General features: G+C 71.4%; 19 protein-coding genes and 1 tRNA gene. 13 read left to right on the forward strand and 7 right to left on the reverse strand.

Going from position 1 to position 19,692, the window contains the following annotated elements; all coding sequences use genetic code 11:
• Positions 1-61: 61 nt before the first annotated feature.
• Together Apa02nite_RS12580 and Apa02nite_RS12585 are read right to left on the reverse strand one after the other, a co-directional pair.
• Positions 62-661 (reverse strand): class I SAM-dependent methyltransferase, encoded by a 600-nt coding sequence (locus Apa02nite_RS12580; RefSeq protein WP_203825199.1) that lies wholly within the window; start codon positions 659-661, stop codon positions 62-64.
• Positions 662-724: 63 nt separating this feature from the next.
• Positions 725-1,216: an AfsR/SARP family transcriptional regulator gene (locus Apa02nite_RS12585; protein WP_067695770.1), complete on the reverse strand. Its 492-nt coding sequence runs from the start codon at positions 1,214-1,216 to the stop codon at positions 725-727.
• Positions 1,217-1,430: 214 nt separating this feature from the next.
• Here Apa02nite_RS12585 and Apa02nite_RS12590 point away from each other — a divergent pair, with 214 nt between their 5' ends.
• Together Apa02nite_RS12590 and Apa02nite_RS12595 are read left to right on the forward strand one after the other, a co-directional pair.
• Positions 1,431-2,090 carry a response regulator gene (locus Apa02nite_RS12590; RefSeq protein WP_067695766.1) on the forward strand — a complete coding sequence of 220 codons (660 nt, stop codon included), beginning with the start codon at positions 1,431-1,433 and terminating at the stop codon, positions 2,088-2,090.
• Positions 2,091-2,192: 102 nt separating this feature from the next.
• On the forward strand, positions 2,193-3,611 hold the full coding sequence (locus Apa02nite_RS12595) for a hypothetical protein (protein ID WP_203825200.1): 1,419 nt from the start codon (positions 2,193-2,195) through the stop codon (positions 3,609-3,611).
• A 39-nt stretch (positions 3,612-3,650) separates the two neighbouring features.
• On the opposite strand, the gene serA is transcribed toward Apa02nite_RS12595, so the two are convergent.
• The 3 genes from serA to Apa02nite_RS12610 form a co-directional block, all read right to left on the reverse strand.
• On the reverse strand, positions 3,651-4,868 hold the full coding sequence (gene serA / locus Apa02nite_RS12600; RefSeq protein ID WP_203825201.1) for a phosphoglycerate dehydrogenase: 1,218 nt from the start codon (positions 4,866-4,868) through the stop codon (positions 3,651-3,653).
• 360 nt (positions 4,869-5,228) lie between these two features.
• Complete coding sequence (locus tag Apa02nite_RS12605) at positions 5,229-6,332, reverse strand: sensor histidine kinase (RefSeq protein WP_203825202.1); 1,104 nt, start codon at positions 6,330-6,332, stop codon at positions 5,229-5,231.
• Positions 6,329-6,985 carry a response regulator transcription factor gene (locus tag Apa02nite_RS12610; RefSeq protein ID WP_067695757.1) on the reverse strand — a complete coding sequence of 219 codons (657 nt, stop codon included), beginning with the start codon at positions 6,983-6,985 and terminating at the stop codon, positions 6,329-6,331. The genes Apa02nite_RS12605 and Apa02nite_RS12610 overlap by 4 nt, the downstream gene beginning before the upstream one ends.
• A 124-nt stretch (positions 6,986-7,109) precedes the next feature.
• On the opposite strand from Apa02nite_RS12610, the gene Apa02nite_RS12615 reads away from it, so the two are divergent.
• The 5 genes from Apa02nite_RS12615 (at position 7,110) to Apa02nite_RS12635 (ending at position 11,724) form a co-directional block, all read left to right on the forward strand.
• Positions 7,110-7,688, forward strand: a complete 579-nt coding sequence (locus Apa02nite_RS12615; protein ID WP_203825203.1) for a hypothetical protein — start codon at positions 7,110-7,112, stop codon at positions 7,686-7,688.
• Positions 7,685-8,740 carry an efflux RND transporter periplasmic adaptor subunit gene (locus tag Apa02nite_RS12620; RefSeq protein WP_203825204.1) on the forward strand — a complete coding sequence of 352 codons (1,056 nt, stop codon included), beginning with the start codon at positions 7,685-7,687 and terminating at the stop codon, positions 8,738-8,740. Before Apa02nite_RS12615 ends, Apa02nite_RS12620 begins: the two co-directional genes overlap by 4 nt.
• Positions 8,737-9,396, forward strand: coding sequence for an ABC transporter ATP-binding protein (locus Apa02nite_RS12625; protein WP_067695748.1), 660 nt, complete (start codon positions 8,737-8,739; stop codon positions 9,394-9,396). The genes Apa02nite_RS12620 and Apa02nite_RS12625 overlap by 4 nt, the downstream gene beginning before the upstream one ends.
• 1 nt (position 9,397) lies before the next feature.
• A complete protein-coding gene (locus Apa02nite_RS12630; RefSeq protein ID WP_203825205.1) occupies positions 9,398-10,591 on the forward strand; it encodes an ABC transporter permease in 1,194 nt (397 codons plus the stop codon).
• A gap of 92 nt (positions 10,592-10,683) precedes the next feature.
• Positions 10,684-11,724, forward strand: a complete 1,041-nt coding sequence (locus tag Apa02nite_RS12635; protein WP_203825206.1) for a hypothetical protein — start codon at positions 10,684-10,686, stop codon at positions 11,722-11,724.
• Between the two features lie 72 nt (positions 11,725-11,796).
• Here Apa02nite_RS12635 and Apa02nite_RS12640 read toward each other — a convergent pair.
• Positions 11,797-11,872, reverse strand: a tRNA-Arg gene (locus Apa02nite_RS12640).
• 13 nt (positions 11,873-11,885) lie between these two features.
• Complete coding sequence (locus Apa02nite_RS12645) at positions 11,886-12,965, reverse strand: alpha/beta hydrolase (protein ID WP_203825207.1); 1,080 nt, start codon at positions 12,963-12,965, stop codon at positions 11,886-11,888.
• A gap of 187 nt (positions 12,966-13,152) precedes the next feature.
• Between Apa02nite_RS12645 and ssb the strand changes: the two genes are divergently transcribed.
• The 6 genes from ssb to Apa02nite_RS12675 all read left to right on the forward strand — a co-directional run bounded on the left by ssb (position 13,153) and on the right by Apa02nite_RS12675 (position 19,680).
• Entirely contained in the window at positions 13,153-13,782 is a 630-nt protein-coding gene (gene ssb / locus Apa02nite_RS12650) for a single-stranded DNA-binding protein (RefSeq protein ID WP_067695740.1), read from the forward strand.
• Between the two features lie 248 nt (positions 13,783-14,030).
• A complete protein-coding gene (locus Apa02nite_RS12655) occupies positions 14,031-14,489 on the forward strand; it encodes a hypothetical protein (protein WP_067695737.1) in 459 nt (152 codons plus the stop codon).
• Between the two features lie 22 nt (positions 14,490-14,511).
• Complete coding sequence (locus Apa02nite_RS12660) at positions 14,512-15,489, forward strand: cobalamin biosynthesis protein (RefSeq protein WP_203825208.1); 978 nt, start codon at positions 14,512-14,514, stop codon at positions 15,487-15,489.
• A gap of 67 nt (positions 15,490-15,556) precedes the next feature.
• Positions 15,557-17,083: a cobyric acid synthase gene (locus Apa02nite_RS12665; RefSeq protein ID WP_203825209.1), complete on the forward strand. Its 1,527-nt coding sequence runs from the start codon at positions 15,557-15,559 to the stop codon at positions 17,081-17,083.
• 126 nt (positions 17,084-17,209) lie between these two features.
• Positions 17,210-18,289, forward strand: a complete 1,080-nt coding sequence (locus Apa02nite_RS12670) for a M48 family metallopeptidase (protein ID WP_203825210.1) — start codon at positions 17,210-17,212, stop codon at positions 18,287-18,289.
• A 44-nt stretch (positions 18,290-18,333) separates the two neighbouring features.
• On the forward strand, positions 18,334-19,680 hold the full coding sequence (locus tag Apa02nite_RS12675; RefSeq protein WP_373872916.1) for a dipeptidase: 1,347 nt from the start codon (positions 18,334-18,336) through the stop codon (positions 19,678-19,680).
• The last annotated feature ends 12 nt before the right edge of the window (positions 19,681-19,692 follow it).

The raw sequence follows: 19,692 nt of genomic DNA on the forward strand, positions 1-19,692 counted from the left end.
TCATGGGCGCGGGGACAATACGTGTAGGGTACAAGTTGTTGCGTGGTGAACGCATTTCGGGTCAGCGCATCCGCCAGACCCCGGTCCGCAGCTCGCCGGTCTCCTCCAGGTGCACCGGCACCGGCACCACGTACTCGGTGACCAGCGTGAAGAGTCGCTCCGGGAAGTACCCACGCCCGGGGTCGCCAACCAGCACCGACGCGCCGTTCCGGCGGGCCGCGCGCAACTGCGTGGTCATCTGCGGGGCGACGATCGGGCTATAGAAGACGTCACCGGCGAGCACCAGCTCCGGCTCGTCCACCCGGTCGGTCAGGGTGAGGCCGTTCGCGGCGGCGTTGCGGTGCGCGGCGGCGACCGCGTCCGGATCGATGTCGGTGACCGCGACCTGGGCGGCGCCGCACCGGGCGGCGGCGATCGCGGCCACCCCGGAGCCGGTGGCCACGTCCAGCACCCGGCGGCCGGCCGCCTCGTCCGGATGGTCCAGCAGGTACCGGGCCAGGGCCTGGCCGCCGGCCCAGACGAACGCCCAGAACGGCGGCGGGGTGTCACTGCGGAACTCGCCGCCGGTCAGGTCGAAGAGCCCGACCGGGGCGGTGACGAGGTGGAGCGAGAGCTCCGGGGCCAGGGGGACCGGCAGCAGAGCGGTGGGGGCGTCGAGCACCCGGCGATTGTCCGCCCGGGAGCGCTCGCCCGCTCGGGGTTTATCGGTGTTTCCCGGTCTTTCTCAGACCGCGTGGGCCGGCTCGGCCGGGCGGGCCATCAGGAGCTTGGCGCGGTACTCGGCGCGCAGCGCGGCGGCCCACGGGGTGTTTTCGTCCTCCAGCAGCGGGCGGGAGGCCAGGAAGGCGGCGGCGGTCAGCGGGCGGGTGGCGCGTTCCGGCGACCGGCCGGCGGCCGCGTCGATCAGCTGATCGAAGGTGGAGACGTCGACCCGGACACGCTCAGTGTCCAAGTGGTAACGTCCGCGCCGGCCGACGACCACCGAGTCCCGGTCCCGGGCACCCGGCTCCAGAGCGTCGCGCAGCACCTTGAGGTCCGACTTCACGGTCGCCGGCGGCGCTCCGACCAGGTCGGACAGCTCCACAAGCGACTGCTCGCCGTGCAGCGCCAGGAGGGCGAGCAGCTGGCGGGGGCGGTCGCCGCCGAAGTCGTCACCGGCGAGGCGGACGCCACGGGTGCGGACCTCGATGCTGCCGAAGAGCTGGATGTCGTACATGATTCGGAATCGTGTCTTCGGTGAAACCCGGCGGCAAGCCCCAATGCGGGGGGTGCCCTCGGCCGAAAGACTGGCTAAGACGACCGCTCGGGTGGCAACCTGGCGTCGCCGCGGTACAACGGTCGCCTATTGGTAGGGCGGGCGCCGGGCTGGGTAGTCCTTAGACTGCGCGGGGCCCGAAAGGCTTAACCGCTGGATAGAGGATGGTGCACGGATGAGGAACGACGAGGCGATCCGAGTGCTCGTCGTCGACGGGCATCAAACCTTCGCCGAGCTGCTCGGGCACGCCCTGGCAGGGCAGCCCGACCTGCACTGGGTGGGGCACGCCCGGACCGGTCAGGAGGCGCTGAGCCTGTCGTCCGAACTGTCGCCGGACGTGATCCTGCTCGATCCGGAACTGTCCGATAGTGACGGCATAGCCATCGCTCAGTTGATCAGAGTGCGCCAGCCGGACGTGCGTGTGGTGATCCTCACGGCCCGCGAGGACCCGGCGCTGATCGGCCGGGCGACCACGTTCGGCGCGGCCGGCTTCATCTCCAAGAACGGCGCCCTGGCCGACGTGCTGCACGCGCTGCGCACCGCGCACGGCGGCGGGATGACGGTCTCCACCGACATCATGGCCCGGCTGCTGCGCAGCACCAGCCCGGCGACCGTGACCAGGGCGAGCAGCGGGCTCACCGCCCGTGAAGACGAGGTGCTGCAGCTGATGGCGGCCGGGCTGGACGCCCGCGCGGTGGCCCGCCGGCTGGGCATCAGCGTGCACACCTGCCGGGGCTATCAGAAGGCGGTCCTGGCCAAGCTCGGGGCGCACAGTCAGCTCGAAGCGGTGGCGATCGCGACCCGGCGTGGACTGGTCCGACCTGACCACCGGTAAATTCCACGATCACGCTGCGATTCCGCTCATCCGCGGAGGCTTGCGATCCGTATTGCCTTGCGAGCGCCACGTGACGGCGCTGCAGGGGAGAGGAAATCCGCCGTGGACCGTACCGCCATCGACGGCGAGACGCCGGAGCCCGCGAGACAGTCGCCGGAGCCGACGGGCGACGAACTGCCGCACCGGCGTCCGGCTGACCGTGAACGGATCTATCGTCGTCCGCCCGCGACGGAACCGGCCGAGTCCACCGAGAGCGGGATGCCGCCCGGGTGGTTCGGTGGCGACGCCGCGCCCGACACGGCGCCGGCGGTGAGCCCTCCGGAGTTCGGGCCCGCTTCGCCGGGTGGACCGGGGCGCGCCTCGTTCGGTTTCAGCGCCGGGCCGATCAGTGGGAACCGTCCGCTGACCGAGCCGGACGCGAGTGGGCTGCCGATCGTACGGAAGAAGGCCGGTGACCCGACGCCGACCTCGCCGGCGGCCGGAACCTGGACGGCGCCGGAGGCGGCCGCTCCGCAGACGTCCCGGATGGACACCGCCTTCGGTTCGTGGGAGGGCACCACCTGGGCGGGCGTCGGCTCGCCGGAGCCACTGCTGCCGCCGCTGCCCGAGCCGGCGCCGTTCGCCCCACCGACGGCTTTCTCGTCGCCCGCGCCCGCGGCCTTTCCCCAGGGGCCGGTTGCTTCGGAGGCCGCGTCCGCGTACGACGGCCCGTCCCCTTCCTACGCCGGCCCGTCCGCGCTGCGACCGCCGCGCCGGCAGTCCCGGCTGGTCACGGTCGGGATGACGGTGCTCGGTGTGGTCGCCGTGCTGGTGATCGCGATGACCGGGGTGGTCTTCTACTCCGGGCCGGACTCCACGGTCAACCAGATGCTGAACCTCGGCGGCAGCGGTAACGGCAACGGCGGCAGCGGCGGCCCGCATACGGTCACCGCGCCGCTCAACGGCCGGACCGCCGCGGCGTTCGAGATGCTCGCGGCCAGCGACCGGATCAAGGTACGGGTCGGCGACACCGGCGAGGACCTGTTCCGGATCAGTACCCCGGAGGACTCCCCGGTGCGGCCAAGCCCGCAACTGACCGACGACAGCGTGCGCCTGCAGGTCACCCGGGACGGCGACGGTGCGGACGGCGAGGTGAACGTGGTCCTCTCGCTCAAGGTGCGCTGGTCGCTGCGCTTCTCCGGGTACGCCGCGGAGCGCGAGGTGGACCTCGGCCAGGGCCAGGTCGACAAGATCGAGGTGGTCGGCGGGACCCGGCGGGCCGTGATGGCGCTCTCCGCGGCGTCCGGGACGGTGCCCGTGAAGATCACCGGCGGGGTCGAGGAACTGACCCTGACCGCACCGACCGGCAGCCCGATCCGGGTCAAGGTCGGTGGCGGGGCGGGGACGGTCACGGCGGGTTCCCGGACACTGCGGGACGTGGCGCCGGGCTCCACACTCACGCCGAAGGACTGGGACACCTCGGGGCGGTACGACGTCGAAGCCGCCTCGAAGATCACTCTGCTGAGCGTCGAGACCAGTTGAGGAACGGGCCCGCGGGGGCCCGTTCCTCGGACACTCAGGTCAGGACAGCACGCGCAGGCGGACGGTCTGCTCCATGGCGCGCAGCTCCTGCAGCACCTCGTCGCTGTAGCCCTTGCCGATGTCGGTGATCAGGTAGCCGTACTCGCCGCGGGTGCTCAGCAGCTGGCCCTCGACGTTCACGTTGTGCTCGGCCAGCACCTGGTTGACCTTGGCGAGCACGCCCGGGGTGTTGATGTGCACGTGCACGACCCGGTGCAGGCCGGGCTGCTCGGGCAGGACCACGCCGGGCAGGTTGACGCTGAGCGTGGTGTTGCCGTCGATCAGGAACTTGGCCAGCTTGTTCGCCACGAAGCCGCCGATGTCCGACTGCGCCTCCTCGGTCGAACCACCGATGTGCGGGGTGAGGATCACGTTCGGCAGGCCGCGCAGCTCGGAGAGGAACTCGTCGCCCCGGCCCTTCGGCTCGACCGGGAACACGTCGACCGCCGCGCCGGCCAGGTGACCGCTGGCCAGCGCGTCACGCAGCGCCAGGTGGTCGACGACGATGCCGCGGGACAGGTTGAGGAACAGGCTGCCTGGGCGCATCTGCGCGAACTGCTCGGCGCCGAAGAATCCGGCGTTGCCCAGCCGGCCGTCCACGTGCAGGGTGACGACGTCGCACGTCTCCAGCAGCTCTTCCATGCTGGCGCAGCGGTGCGCGTTGCTCAGCGCGAGCTTGTCGGCGGTGTCGAAGAACGAGACCGACATGCCGAGGTTCTCGGCGAGCACGGACAGCTGGGTGCCGATGTTGCCGTACCCGACGATGCCCAGGCGCCGTCCGCGGATCTCGTGCGCGCCGTCCGCGGACTTGTCCCAGACACCGGCGTGCATCAGCGTGTTCTTCTCGGTCAGCCGCCGGGTCAGCGCGATGATCTCGGAGATCGCCAGCTCCACCACCGAGCGGGTGTTCGAGAACGGCGCGTTGAAGACCGCGACACCGGAGGCCGAGGCGTGGGTCAGGTCGATCTGGTCGGTGCCGATGCAGAACGCGCCGATCGCCACCAGGCTGCCCGCGCTCTCCAGCACCTTCGCGGTGACCTTGGTCTTCGAGCGGATGCCGAGGAGGTGCACACCGGAGATGCGCTCGATCAGCTCGGCCTCGTCCAGCGCGCTGGACACGGACTCCACCTCGAAGCCGTCCTCCTTGAGCCGGGACACCGCATCGGGATGGATGCTCTCCAAGAGCAGGACTCGCACCTTGGCCTGATCGATCATCATCTTCCGTTCCATGTTTCGGTAAGGCCGCCCGGGCCGCCACGCCGAAGCCCAGTTCACAGGGCGTCAAGCCTAGTCCCCTCGGTGGTGAGGGCCGGTGCGGTGTGGGTGAGGTCCCAACAACCGGTCGGTCGTACGGCCGGAGTCGTTCGCCCGGTTCATTCCGCTTGCGGTTAGTGCAACGCGCGATTCCGGATCCTGGCAGCGTGCTGCGCCGACGGAAACGGATTTCCCGCCGGTTGGGTGGTCCCGGGGTCGGGGGCGCGCTGCGGTCCGGTGCGGGCGCGGTGTCGCGGCGGCCTCACGGGCGGGACTCGGCTCGTAGCCTGCGGACGGGCGCTCGGTATGCGTACCAAATGGGGGTTATGGGGCGCGGGGGAGCAGGACGGTGACGTCGAGGCCGCCGGTGTCGCGGGCGTCGGCCTGGACGTCACCGCCGTGCGCGCGGGCGACGGCGCGGACGATGGAGAGGCCGAGTCCCGCGCCCGGGCCGGCCAGGCGCTCGGTGCGGAAGCGGTGGAACGGCGCGAACAGGCCGGGCACCTCGTAGCGGGGGATGACCGGGCCGGAGTTGGAGACGCGCAGCTCCACCCAGCCGTCCGGGCGGGTCAGCGTGGTCACCCGGACCCAGCCGTTCTCCGCGACGTTGTGCCGGACGCCGTTCTCCACCAGGTTCTGCACCAGGCGCTCGAGCAGCACCGGGTCGCCGAGCACGGCCGCCTCGTGCGGGTCGGCGACCACCTTGACGGTGTCCGAGACGGCCACGTGGTCGACGATGTCGGCGAGGTCGACGTAGGACCGCTCGGTCACCTCGCGGTCCGAGCGGGCCAGCAGGAGCAGCCCGTCGATCAGCCGGCTGTGCCGGTCGTTGATCGCCAGCAGCGTGGTGCCGAGCTGGCGGACCTCCGGTGAGACGGTCTCCGGGGTCAGCGCCACCTCGAGCAGCGTGCGGTTCAGGGTCAGCGGGGTGCGCAGCTCGTGCGACGCGCTGGCGATGAACCGGCGCTGCCCGTCGAACGACCGGTCCAGCCGGGCCAGCATCAGGTCGAACGTGTCGGCGAGCTGTTTGACCTCGTCGTCCGGCCCGTCCAGGGCGATCCGCTCGTGCAGCCCGCGGTCGGCGGCCGGTGACTCGGCGATCCGGCGGGCGGTCGCGGTGATCTGGTGCAGCGGCTGCAGCATCCGCCCGGCGATCAGCCAGCCCAGCGCGATGGCCGCGGCGCTGATCACGACGAGGGCGATCGCGCCCTGGGTGAGCACGGTGTGCATGGTGTCCGCCTGTGTCTCCCGGATCACCGTCTTGAACAGCACGTCGCCGTTCGGTGCCGGGCCGGCGACGTCCTCGCGCTGCATGGAGCCGGCGGCGGTCACCTTGGTCTGGCCGCCCAGCACGTAGATGGAACCCAGCAGGATCACGCCGGCCAGCAGGAACAGGCCCCCGTAGACGAGGGTGAGCCGGCGTCTCATCGGATCCGATACCCCACTCCGGGTTCGTTCAGCACCACCGGCGGGTCGCCCAGCTTGCGGCGGAGCTTGAGGATGGTCATCCGGACGGCGTGGGTGAACGGGTCGGCGTTCTCGTCCCAGGCCTTCTCCAGCAGCGTCTCCGCCGAGACCGCGGTGCCGTCGGCCCGCAGCAGCTCGGCCAGCACCGCGAACTCCTTGCGGGACAGCGGCACGTACCGGCCGTCCCGGTGCACCTCCCGGCGGTACGGGTCGAGGCTGATCCCGGAGCGGCGCAGCACCGGCGGGGCGGCCGGGCGGGCCCGCCGGCCGAGCGCCGCGACCCGGGCCGACAGCTCCCGGAACGCGAACGGCTTCGGCAGGTAGTCGTCGGCGCCCAGGGAGAGCCCGGTGACCCGGTCGTCGACACCGGCCGCCGCGGTCAGCATCAGCACCCGGATGCCGGCGTTGCGCTCGGCCAGCACCTGGCAGACCTTGTCGCCGTGCACCACCGGCACGTCCCGGTCCAGCACCACCACGTCGTAGTCGTTCACGTCGATCCGCTCCAGGGCGGACCCGCCGTCATAGACGACGTCCACCGCGTGCGCCTCGTGCCGCAGGCCCTGCGCCACCGCGTCGGCCAGCAGCGGTTCGTCCTCCACCACCAGGATCCGCATGACTCCATAGTGGCCCCGCCGGCCGTCAACTCGGCGTCATCGTTTTCCGTGACGCCCGGGAAATGCCGCGCTCGCTCTACTTCGGTGCGTGGCGGCCGGACGGCCGCCGACGAAGGAGACGACGATGAGGACCAGAACGACTCTGGCACTCGGCGCGCTGCTCACGGTGCTGGCGGCGGGGTGCGGGCAGAGCCCGGGGCAGGACCCGGGCGTGGCGACCGCGCAGAGCGCCGGCGTGACGCCGTCCGCCAGCGCGTCCGCGAGCGACGACAGCGGCAACGGCCAGGACGACCAGCTCAAGTTCTCCCAGTGCATGCGGGAGCACGGGATGACCTGGTTCCCGGATCCGAGCAACGGCGGCCTGCGGGTGAAGGTCCCGTCGAGCGTCAAGAAGGAGGACTTCGACGCCGCGCAGAAGGCCTGCCGGGAGTTCTCCCCGGGCGGCGAGGACGGCCCGAAGATCACTGCCGCGGAGCTCGAGCAGATGCGGCAGATGTCGCAGTGCATGCGCGACAACGGGATCACCAACTTCCCGGATCCGCGGCCCGACGGCGGCATCCACATCGACCAGAAGCTGGGCATCGACCCGGAGTCCCCGACGTTCCAGGCCGCGCAGAAGAAGTGCGAGAAGCTCATGCCGCGACGCGGCGAGGACACCAAGGAGGAAACCGGCACCGGTACGAGCTCCGGTGGTGGCGCATGAGCCGGAGGTGGACGACCGCCGCGGTGGCGGGGGCGCTGGTGGCCGCGGGTGCGGCCGGGTTCGTCCTGGTCGGGGGTCTGCCGGAGGGGGAGAGCCCGGCGCAGGCCGGCAGCAGTCTGCCGCCGGCGACCGCCACCGTGACGAAGGCGACCCTGGTCGACAAGGAGGACCACGACGGGACCCTGGGGTACGGCGACAGCACCGCGCTCGCCGCCGGCCTCGGCGGGACGGTCACCTGGCTGCCCGCGACCGGCGCCACCGTCAAGCGCGGCAAGCCGCTGTACAAGGTGGACAACCAGCCGGTGGTGCTGATGTACGGCGCGCTGCCCGCGTACCGGTCGCTCGGCTCCGGTGACGAGGGCGCCGACGTCAAGCAGCTCGAGAAGAACCTGTGGGCACTGGGCTACCGGGGTTTCACCGTCGACGACGAGTACACCGCGGCCACCGCCGACGCCGTCGAGGACTGGCAGGACGACCTGAACCTGGACGAGACCGGCCGGGTCGAGCTGGGCCGGGTGGTGGTCAAGCCCGGCCTGGTCCGGATCGACTCGCACACCGTCGAGGCCGGCGCCGTCGTCCAGGCCGGCGGCGAGCTGCTCGAGCTCACCGGCACCGGCCGGGTCGCCGTCGTCGACCTGGAGGTCGCCGACCAGCGGCTGGCGAAGAAGGGCGCGAAGGTCGAGGTGACCCTGCCGGACGGCGACGTGGTGCCGGCCCGGATCTCCGGCGTCGACACCGTCGTCGAGCAGGCCGAGAACCCGAGCGAGGACGACACCACGAAGATCCAGGTGACGATCACGTTCAGCAAGGCGCCGGCCGGGCTGAACGAGGCGGCGGTGGGCGTGCTCTTCGTCGCGTCGCAGCGGACGGACGTGCTGACCGTCCCGATCAACGCGCTGCTGGCCCTCGCCGAGGGCGGGTACGGCCTGCAGATCGTCGACGGCACCAGCACCAGGATCGTGGCGGTCGAGGCCGGGCTGTTCGCCGACGGCCGGGTCGAGGTCTCCGGCGGTGGCCTCACCGCGGGCATGAAGGTGGGAGTGCCGGCATGAGCCAGGTCATCGCCCTGAGCGGCGTCACCAAGAGATATCCCGGCGGGGTCACCGCACTGTGCGACGTGGACCTGACCGTGGAGGCCGGTGAGCTGATCGCCATCGTCGGACCGTCCGGCTCCGGCAAGTCCACCATGCTGCACATGATCGGGACACTCGACCGCCCCTCGGCCGGCACGATCAGGATCGACGGCCACGACGTGGCGGCGCTGTCCGACCGGCAGCTCTCCGCCCTGCGGGCGCGGTCGATCGGCTTCGTGTTCCAGCAGTTCCACCTGGCGCCGGGGCGGAGCGCGGTGGCCAATGTGGCGGACGGGCTGCTCTATTCCGGCGTACCGAAGAAGGAGCGGGAGCGACGCGCGCGGGCCGCCCTGATCCGTGTCGGTCTCGCGGATCGTCTCGGGCATCGCCCGCACCAGCTCTCCGGGGGTGAGCGGCAGCGCGTCGCGGTGGCCCGGGCGGTGGCCGGCGACCCGGCGGTGCTGCTGGCCGACGAACCCACCGGCAACCTGGACTCGGTGGCCGGCGCGGGCGTTGTCGACCTGTTGCGGGAGCTGAACGCGGCCGGCACCACGGTTCTGGTGATCACCCACGATCACGAGATCGCCGGCTCGCTGCCGCGCCAGGTGCCGATGCGCGACGGGCGGGTGGTCTGAGATGCCACGGTCTCGCCTGTTGCGCCCGGCCCGGCTCAGCGGCCCGGACCTGTTCCGGCTGGGCGGTTCCGGACTCCGGGCCCGGCCGCTGCGCGCGGTGCTCTCCGCGCTGGGCATCGCGATCGGCATCGCCGCGATGGTCGCCGTGGTCGGTATCTCCGCCTCCAGCCGGGCCGACCTGGACCGGGCCCTGGCGGCGCTGGGCACCAACATGCTCACCGTGGCGCCGGGCGACACCATGTTCGGCGACGCCGCCACCCTGCCCGACGAGGCGCTCTCGATGATCAAACGGATCGGGCCGGTGCTCTCGGCGACCGCGACCGGGACGGTCACCGACACTCCGGTCTACCGCAGCGATCGGATCCCGTCCGGCGAGACCGGCGGGCTGTCGCTGGTCGCGGCGCAGCTCGACCTGCTCGGCACGGTCGGCGCCACGGTCGCCGAGGGGACCTGGCTGAACGCGGCCACCGCGAAGTATCCGGCGGTGGTGCTCGGGTCAGCGGCCGCCCGGCGGCTCGGCGACGTGCCGTCGGTCTACATCGGCGGCCGCTGGTACCGGGTGATCGGCGTGCTCAACAGCGTGCCGCTCGCGCAGGAGCTGGACAACTCGGTGATGATCGGGTGGCCGGCCGCGAAGGCGTACCTGGACTTCGACGGGCACGCCACCACGGTCTACACCCGCTCGGTGGAGTCGCAGGTGGAGGCGGTGAAAGCGGTGCTCGCCGCGACCGCCAACCCGCAGAGCCCGGACGAGGTGAACGTGTCCAACCCGTCCGACGCGCTGCCCGCCAAGCGGGCCGCCGCGCAGACCTTCAACGCCCTGCTGCTCGGTCTCGGCGCGGTCGCGCTGCTGGTCGGCGGGATCGGGGTGGCCAACACGATGGTCATCTCGGTGCTGGAGCGGCGGGCCGAGATCGGCCTGCGGCGGTCGCTGGGCGCCACCCGGGGGCAGATCCGTACCCAGTTCGTCGCCGAGTCGCTGCTGCTGTCGCTGCTCGGCGGGGCCGGTGGGGTGCTCGGCGGGTTCGCGGTGACCGCGGTCTACGCCACCACGCAGAACTGGCCCACTGTGGTGCCGCCCTGGGCGCTGGCCGGCGGGCTCGGCGCGACCCTGGCGATCGGCGTGATCGCCGGCCTCTACCCGGCGATCCGGGCGGCCCGGCTGGCACCGACGGAGGCGCTCGCGGCGGCCTGAGATTATTTTTTCCTTGTCTGTTGATCCGCTGTGGGAGCGATCCCGTATCGAAGGCCGAAGCATCTTTATGCCATTGGGGAAGGCGCGGGCCAATGAACAGGTCTCGATTGAACAAGTCGCGCGGGAACGTGCGCCGCTGGCAGGTTGTCGCGGTCGTGGGTGTCGCGGTGACCATCGCGGGCATCGGACTCGGCGTGGCTTCGGCCGCTGAGGCCGCGCCCACGGTCAACTGCCCGCAGGTCAACGTCAACGTGGCGATCCCGGCGCAGGCGCAGAACGAGGTGAAACAGAACCTCGCGCTGCTGCAGACCCAGATCGACGAGGCCAACAAGCGGCTCGCGTCGAGCGCCGGCCAGGGTGGCAAGAACTTCATCCAGAACGCCATCCTCGGCCCGCTCAAGGACAAGCGCTTCGCCACGATCAACCGGATCGAGACGGCGATCGGCCGCAACGCGGCCAAGCCGAACCTGAACGCCGAGGGACTGTCCACCTGCACCCTGAACGGTGCCGCGACCGGTGGGAACACCGGGAACAACGGTGGCGCCACCGCCACGCCGGTGGCCACCGCCACCAACGCGGTGCCGGGCGGCAACCTGGGCATCCTGACGAACAGCTGCGACACCAGCAAGCTGCAGGCGCACGACGGTTTCCAGAAGGGCGACCGCTGCGTCTCCACCGAGTTCGGTGAGGTGGCCGCGGCCGCCAACGACGCGTCGCTGCTGATCACCTCGGCACCGCGGCAGGTCAACCGGAACCAGGCGTTCACGCTGAAGATCAGCACCCGGAACCTGATCCGGGACCGCTTCCTCGCGGCCGGCCAGGGCGGGTACTACGTGGAGTCCAGCGTCCTGCAGAACGGCCTGGTCCGCGGTCACTTCCACACCGCCTGCCGGATGCTCGCCAGCACCAACTCGGCGCCCGCCCCGGAGCCGGTCCCGGCGTTCTTCGTCGCGACCGAGGACAGCAAGGGCGGCCGCACCCCGGACACGGTCACCATCCAGGTGCCGGGTCTGCCGCAGGCCGGTACCGCGCAGTGCGCCTCGTGGGCCGGTGACGGCTCGCACCGCATCCCGATGATGGAGCGCGCCAACCAGACCCCGGCGTTCGACACCGTTCGGATCCGCGTCCGGTAACCGATTCTCCGCAGCACGCAGCAGGCCGGCGACTTCGCGAAGTCGCCGGCCTGCTGGCTGTTCAGGGGAGGGTGGCGCGCCCGGTAGGATTCGAACCTACGACCGACGGATTAGAAGTCCGTTGCTCTATCCGCTGAGCTACGAGCGCTGGCCAGCACATACTAGGCGGTCGTGCCGGACTTGTCGTCCGCCTCGTCGGCGGCCTGCTCGACAGCGGCTTCGGCGGCCTCCAGCACCACGCTCCGGCCCGCCTGGTCCTCCGGCGCCGGCGGGACATCGATCTCCGGAGTGCCCGGCGCGGGGACGAACGCGTCGACCCAGCGGCCCACCTCACGGAAGACCTCGGCGCGGACCTCCTTGCCGGAGAGCGTCAGATCGTGCTTGCCGCCGTTGAACTGGGCGATCGTGACCCGCGGCCCGAGCCCCGGCGACCAGCGCACGATGTGCTCGACATCGAGAACAGAATCGGACACGTGCACGTCGTCGTGCCACTCGCGGCCGCGGTAGGTCCGGTCGGAGCAGGCGACCAGGATCGGTGCGTCGATGGCGAGACCGGCCTGCAGCCGGCGGTGGCCGCGACGGATCGCCGCCAGCCAGCCCATCGTGACCGGGAAACCCAGGATCGGCTTCCAGGCCAGGTCATAGGACCACTCACCGTGGAAATCCTGGTGCAGGCTCTTGCCGTACAGGCCGAGGGAGGGCGACGGCATTTTTGTGTACGGGGTGCGGCCGGTTGCCGCGATCACCATCGACAGCGCCGGTCGACGCATGAACCAGGGCATGTTGAAGTCGAAGAACGGGCTGTTCAAAAACAGTCCGTCGACGATTCCCTGCCCGCGTCGCGCGTGCGCCCACAGCGAGGTGATCAGCCCGCCGGTGGAGTGCCCGGTCACCAGCAGCTGATCGTGGCCGTCCTCGGCGCGGATGATCCGGGCCGCCTCGTCCAGCTCCGGGAAGTAGTCGGTGAGGCTGCGTGCGAAGTTCGGCGTCTGGTGCGGCAGCAGGCTCCGGCCGTACTTGCGCAGGTCGAGGGCGTAGAAGTCCCAGCCGCGCTCGACGAAGAAGTCGGCCATGTGTGTCTGGAAGAAGTAGTCGACGAACCCGTGGACGTGCAGCACCGCCCGGCGGGACGGCTGCTCGGCACGTCGCCGGATCAGGGTGGCCACGACCGGGCCCTCGTCGTCGGAATCCAGCTCGATGGTGTGCCGCTCGTAAGGCCAGCCCAGGACGTCGGTCTCCACCCGGTCAGGTTACCCGCGGGTATGCGCTGGTGCGCCATATCAGATCGACCAAGATCCGGACCGGTCGTGCACAGTCCGGCGCTGTGCACAGCGAGATCCGCCCGACGTCGCCGCCCGGACCAGGCTCTGCCTCGTCCGCCGCGGCCGGCATCCTGGGCCGCGGCACCCCGACGTCAAGGAGAGAACAGTGTTCGACACCACCATCGCCGTGGTCGGCAACGTGCTGAGCAAGCCCGAGTGGCGCCGCACCAAGGAGACCAACCAGCTCGTGGCGAACTTCCGGGTCGCGTCCACCGCGCGCCGCTACGACCGGGAGAAGAGCTGCTGGGTGGACGGCAACACGCTCCGGGTGCGGGTCAGCGCCTGGCGGCGGCTCGCGGAGAACGTCGGCGCCTCGATCAGCGTCGGCGACCCGGTGGTCGTTTTCGGCCGGCTCTACACCCGGGACTGGCAGGACGACGAGGGCAACCACCGGGTCTCGTACGAGATGGAGGCCATGGCGATCGGCCCGGACCTGGCCCGCGGCCGGACCCGCTTCTACCGCAACAAGCCGTCCGCGACCAGCGCGGTCGAGGGCGCGGAGGCGGACACCGTGGCCGGCGGCGAGCAGGCCGACGCGGTGACCGACGCACCGGTCCGGTTCGGCGAGGGCCTGCCCGAGCTGCTCCCCGGCGAGGGCGAGCCGGACTTCCTGGAAGTGGTGGCCGGGCTCGCCGAACTGGCCGACGACGAGAAGGACGAGGCGGACGAGGCCGCGCCGGCGGCGACCGAGTCCCGGCGTGGCCGCCGCTCGAAGCGGGAACCGGTTGCCGCCTGAGACCTTCCCCACCGCCGCCGCCCGGCGGATCTCCCTGCGGATCCGGGCCGGGCGAGTGGCGCCCGGCGGCCCGGCCGGCTCGGGGTCTTCAGGCCGGGCCGCCGGTTGCGGAGCCTGCGGCGTGCCAGTTTGTCGACGCCGGCCTATTCCCTCTATCGGGATGGGCCGATCGGGCCGGTGCAACCGGCCGTCGGGCGGAGCGGCCCGATTGGTCTCAAGACAACCCCACCCGGCAGACTGAAGCAGTGATGCTGAAGGACATCCGCGCCATCGTCGACGACACGATGGTGCTCTCGCCGGAGGATCAGGACGCCGAACAGGTAAACACCAACTGGTTCGGTGCGCCGCCGCATGAACGCATGGGCATGTCGCCCGACGAGGTGGTGACCGTATTCGAGGAGACCGCAGCGGTGTTGCGGGATCAGGTGGCCCGGTCCGGGCACCAGGGCACCGTGACGTACTACGTCTGGCACGACGGGGAAGCCGGTCAGCTGCGCTGCTCGGTGTGCACCCGCAAGCCGGGCGATCTGGTTTTCCCGGTGGCCTACCAGGTGACCGACGATCTGCGGGCCATCGTGGTGGAGTTCTTGGAGGATCGCGCACCCGGCTCCATTCAGTGGGGTGCGCTGGAACCGATTCCGTTCCCGGAGTCGGAACCGGTGCCGATGGCCGTGTGGGCGTTCGACCTGACGCCGTTCGGCCGCTGAGTAGTTCTTGGAAGGACATCGAGTGCCGCATCGGTGGACCGCGGACGCGGCCGGGCTGATCGCCGGATATCTGCTGGACGCCGCGATCGGCGACCCGCGCCGGTTCCATCCGGTCGCCGGCTTCGGCACCGCGGCCGCCGCGCTGGAACGCCGGGTGTACCGCCCCCGGCGTCTGGCCGGCGCCGCGTTCACCACGGTCGCGGTGGGCACGCCGGTGCTGGCCGGGCTGGCCGCCGCCCGGGCGACCCGGCGGTGGCCGATCGCCCGGTTCGCGCTCACCACGGCCGCCACCTGGACCGTGCTCGGTGGCCGGACGCTCCGCAAGGAGTCCCGGGTGATGGCGCGGCACCTGGAGGCCGGTGACCTGCCGGCGGCCCGTGGCCGGCTCAACCACCTGTGCGGGCGGGACCCGTCCGCGCTGGACGAGCCGGAACTGGCCCGAGCCACTGTCGAGTCGGTCGCCGAGAACACCTCGGACGCGGTCGTCGCGCCGCTGTTCTGGGGTGCCGTGCTCGGACCGGCCGGTCTGCTCGGCTATCGCGCGGCGAACACTCTGGACGCGATGGTGGGGCACCGGTCGGCTCGGTACGAACGGTTCGGGACGGCGTCGGCGCGTCTCGACGACCTGTTGAATCTGGTGCCGTCGCGGCTGACCGGGCTGTTGACCGTGGCGGTGGCGCCGATCGGTCGCGGGTCGCCGCGGGAGACGTTGCGGGTGTGGCGGCGGGACCGGAACGATCATCCGTCGCCGAACTCGGGACAGTGTGAGGCGGCGATGGCCGGGGCGCTGGGGGTGCGGCTCGGTGGGCGGAATGTCTATTTCGGACGTAGTGAGACAAGGCCGTTGCTCGGGGACGGGCCGCGGCCGGTGGCGGTGCATCTGCGGCGGGCGGCGCGGGTGTCGGGGGCGGTCGGGGCGGTGAGTGTGCTGCTGGCGGCTGGTGGTGCGCTGGTCAGGGGTGGAATCGGCGTGGCGCTGCGGCGCCGGGGCAGGTGTTGATCGTGATGTGGAACAGGCGGCGGGGGTGGGGGTGGGGCCCCAACGGGGCCACCAGCGGAGGTCGATCATGACCGGGGGACTGCTGGTCGCCGGCACCACATCGGACGCCGGCAAGAGCGTCCTCACCGCCGGCATCTGCCGCTGGCTGCACCGCAACGGCGTACGCGTCGCCCCGTTCAAAGCACAGAACATGTCCAACAACTCCGTCGTCGTCCTCGGCCCGGACGGCCGCGGCGGTGAGATCGGCCGGGCCCAGGCCATGCAGGCCGAGGCGTGTGGCCTCGCCCCCGATCTCCGGTTCAACCCGGTGCTGCTCAAGCCCGGCAGCGACCGGTCCAGCCAGGTGGTCCTGCTCGGCGAGGCGGTCGACACGGTGACCGCGGGCAACTACCGGCTGCTGCGCCCCAAGCTCGCCGAGGTCGCGTACGCCACCCTCACCGACCTGCGCGCCGACTACGACGCGGTGATCTGTGAGGGCGCCGGCAGCCCCGCCGAGATCAACCTGCGCGAGGGCGACTTCGTCAACATGGGTCTGGCCCGGCGCTTCGGGATGCCGGCGATCGTGGTCGGTGACATCGACCGGGGCGGCGTCTTCGCGGCCTTCTTCGGCACCCTGGCCCTGCTCGCCGCCGAGGATCAGGCGCTGGTCGCCGGTTTCGTGATCAACAAGTTCCGGGGTGACCTGGGCCTGCTCCAGCCGGGCAACGACATGATCACCGCGGTGACCGGGCGGCCGGTGCACGGGGTGCTGCCGTTCCACCGCGACATCTGGCTGGACGCCGAGGACTCGCTGGCGTACGGGACCACGCTGGGCCGGCCCGGCCCGCCGCGTGGCCGGGAGTGGCTGCGGGTCGCGGTGATCCGGCTGCCCCGGATCTCCAACGCGACCGATGCCGAGGCGCTCGCCGCCGAGCCGGGCGTACGGGTGCATCTCACCGTCGAACCCGGTGACGTCGCCGACGCCGACCTGGTGATGCTGCCCGGCTCCAAGGCCACCGTCAGCGACCTGGCCTGGCTGCGCGAGACCGGCCTGGCCGACGCGGTGCTGGCGCACGCCGCGGCGGGCAAACCGCTGGTCGGGGTGTGCGGCGGCTTCCAGATGCTCGCTGAGACGATCCGCGACGAGGTGGAGAGCGGCCACGGTACGGTGCCCGGCCTCGGCCTGCTGCCGGTCGGTGTCACCTTCGCGGCCGGCAAGACCCTGGCGCACGCCGCGGGGACCGGGCTGGGCGCGCCGGTGGCCGGCTACGAGATCCACCACGGGCAGGTGTCGTCCGGCGCCGCCGAGCCGTTGCTGCACTACGCCGACGGCCGGCCGGAGGGTGCGGTGGCCGGGCACGTCTACGGCACGCACTGGCACGGCGCGTTCGAGTCCGACGAGTTCCGCCGGCGCTTCCTGACCGTGGCGGCCGGGCAGGCCGGGCGGCACGGGTTCACCGTCGCTCCGGACACCCGGTACGCCACGATCCGCGAGCGCGCCCTGGACGTGCTCGGTGATCTCGTGGCCGAGCACCTGGACACCGCGGCGCTGTGGCAGCTGATCGAGAAGGGCCCGGTCGCGGGGCTGCCGTTCGTTCCCCCGGGCGCCCCGTAGGGGGTTGACCCTGAAGACAGCGTTGCGCTCCGGGCGTACGTTGAACCGGGCCCGGCGCCGACAGCGGGCCGCTGGAAAAGCGCAGCCACGACCGTCGCGCCAGCGGCGGAGAACGGGGTTTGATCCATGACGACCGATGATGAGAACCGGCCGGTACGCCGCCGCGTGACGCTGACCGGGATCAGCTCCCGGGCCTGGGAGCACCCGGCCGACCGCGGAGCGCTGTCCGCTCTGCGGGAGCTGCGCGGCTTCGACGACGTGGTGAAGACGTTCTTCGGGATGTGGAACGAGCGCGGGTTCCGGCTGAGCTACCTGGCCGGTTCGATCCGCGTGGACCACCGGCAGTACCCGCGGGTCTACCAGCGGTACACCGAGGCGGCCAGCACCCTGGACATCGCCGAGCTGCCCGAGCTCTATGTCACCCAGTCGCCGATCATCAACGGTCAGGCGATCGGTCTGGACAAGCCGTTCATCGTGATCACCACGGGTGCGGTGGAGAAGCTCGACGACGACGAGCTGCGGGCGGTGCTCGGGCACGAGCTCGGCCACGTGCGCAGCGGCCACGCCGTCTACAAGACCATCATGATGATCCTGACCAGCTGGGCGGCCAACCTGAGCTGGATCCCGATCGGCGCGATCGCGCTGCGGGCGATCATCGCGGCGATGCTGGAGTGGTGGCGCAAGGCGGAGCTCTCCGCCGACCGCGCCGGTCTGCTCGCCGGGCAGGACCCGGCCGCCTCGCTGCGGCTGCTGATGAAGCTGGCCGGTGGCGGCGACCTCTCGCAGATCGACACCACCGCGTTCCTGGAGCAGGCCGCGGAGTACGAGGGCGGCGGCGACCTGCGGGACAGCATCCACAAGATCGGGATGACCGCGTGGAGCACCCACCCGTTCCCGGTCGCCCGGGCCGCCGAGCTGCGCAAGTGGGTCGACTCCGGTGCGTACGCGCAGATCCTCGAGGGCGACTACCCGCGGCGGGACTCCGATGGCGACGCGTCGGTGACCGAGGACGTCAAGGCGGCTGCCAAGTCGTACCGTGAAGATTTTGCGAATTCGCAGGATCCGCTCGTCGGGCTGGTGCGCAGGTTCGGCGGTGGCGCGGCGGACATGGCCGGGTCGGCGGCCGGCCGGGCGATGAACTGGGCCAACGACGCGGCCCGCCGGGGCCGCCGGGAGGGCAACGGCGGCGAGGGCGAACCGGGCTGATCACACGAACTGTCCTACGGCAGTTCTACGATCGGCTCATGAGCTTGAGTGAATCCGACCTGCGCGCCACCATCGCGCAGTTGATGCCCGGTGTCCGTGCCGACCTCGAACGGTTGGTCCGGATCCCGGGCATCGCTTTTGAGGGGTTCGACCACTCACATGTGGAGCGCTCCGCCGAAGCGGTCGCCGAGCTGCTGCGGGGCTGCGGCCTCGACACGCAGATCGTGCGGCACGGCGGCCAGCCCGCGGTGATCGGCCGGAAACCCGCACCGCCCGGCGCACCCACCGTGCTGCTCTACGCGCACCACGACGTCCAGCCGGCCGGCGACCCCGCGCTCTGGGCGAGCGACCCGTTCGAGCCGGTCGAGCGGGACGGGCGGCTCTACGCCCGCGGCGCCGCCGACGACAAGGCCGGTGTGATGGCGCACGTGGCCGCGCTCCGCGCGTTCGGCGACCAGCTCCCGGTCGGCGTGGTGGTCTTCGTCGAGGGCGAGGAGGAATACGGCTCGGACTCCCTCGACGCGATCATCCAGGCGCACCTGGAGGAGCTGCGCTCCGACGTGATCGTGATCGCCGACTCCGGCAACTGGGACATCGGCCGGCCCGCGCTGACCACCTCGCTGCGCGGCCTGGTCAACCTGTTCGTCGAGGTCAAGGTGCTCAAGAGCGCCGTGCACAGCGGCATGTTCGGCGGCGTCGTGCCCGACGCGCTGATGACCCTGTCCCGGCTGATCAGCACGCTGCACGACGACAGCGGCGAGGTCGCGGTCGGCGGGCTGTTCGGCCGCGAGGGCGCCAGCGTCGACTACCCGGCGGACCGGTTCCGGCTCGAGGCCGGGATGCTCGACGGCGTCAGCATGATCGGCCAGGGCACCATCACCGACCGGATCTGGACCAAGCCGTCGATCTCGGTGCTCGGCATCGACGCGCCGGGCACGCTGGAGGCGGCCAACGCCCTGCAGGCGACGGCCAAAGCGAAGATCGGCGTCCGGGTCGCGCCCGGCGACGACCCCAAGGCGGTGTTCACCGCGATCAAGGACCACCTGGAGAAGAACGTCGCGTGGGGCGCGCACGTCGAGGTGACGTTGGAGAGCGACGGCAACCCGTGCGTGATCGACGCGACCGGCCCTGGTTACGAGGCTGCCCGGTCCGCGTTCCGCTCCGCGTGGGGCGGCGTCGAGCCGGTGGACATGGGCATCGGCGGCTCGATCCCGTTCATCGCCACCTTCCAGGAACTGTTCCCCGGTGCGACGATCCTGGTCACCGGGGTCGAAGACCCGCACGCCGCGGCGCACGGTCCGAACGAGAGTCTGCACCTGGGCGAGTTCGAGCTGGTCTGTGTGGCCGAGACGCTGCTGCTCAAGAACGTCGCGGAGATCATGACGAAGTGACATGAGAGGGAG

This window comes from Actinoplanes palleronii, assembly GCF_016862315.1.
GTDB classification, from domain to species: domain Bacteria; phylum Actinomycetota; class Actinomycetes; order Mycobacteriales; family Micromonosporaceae; genus Actinoplanes; species Actinoplanes palleronii.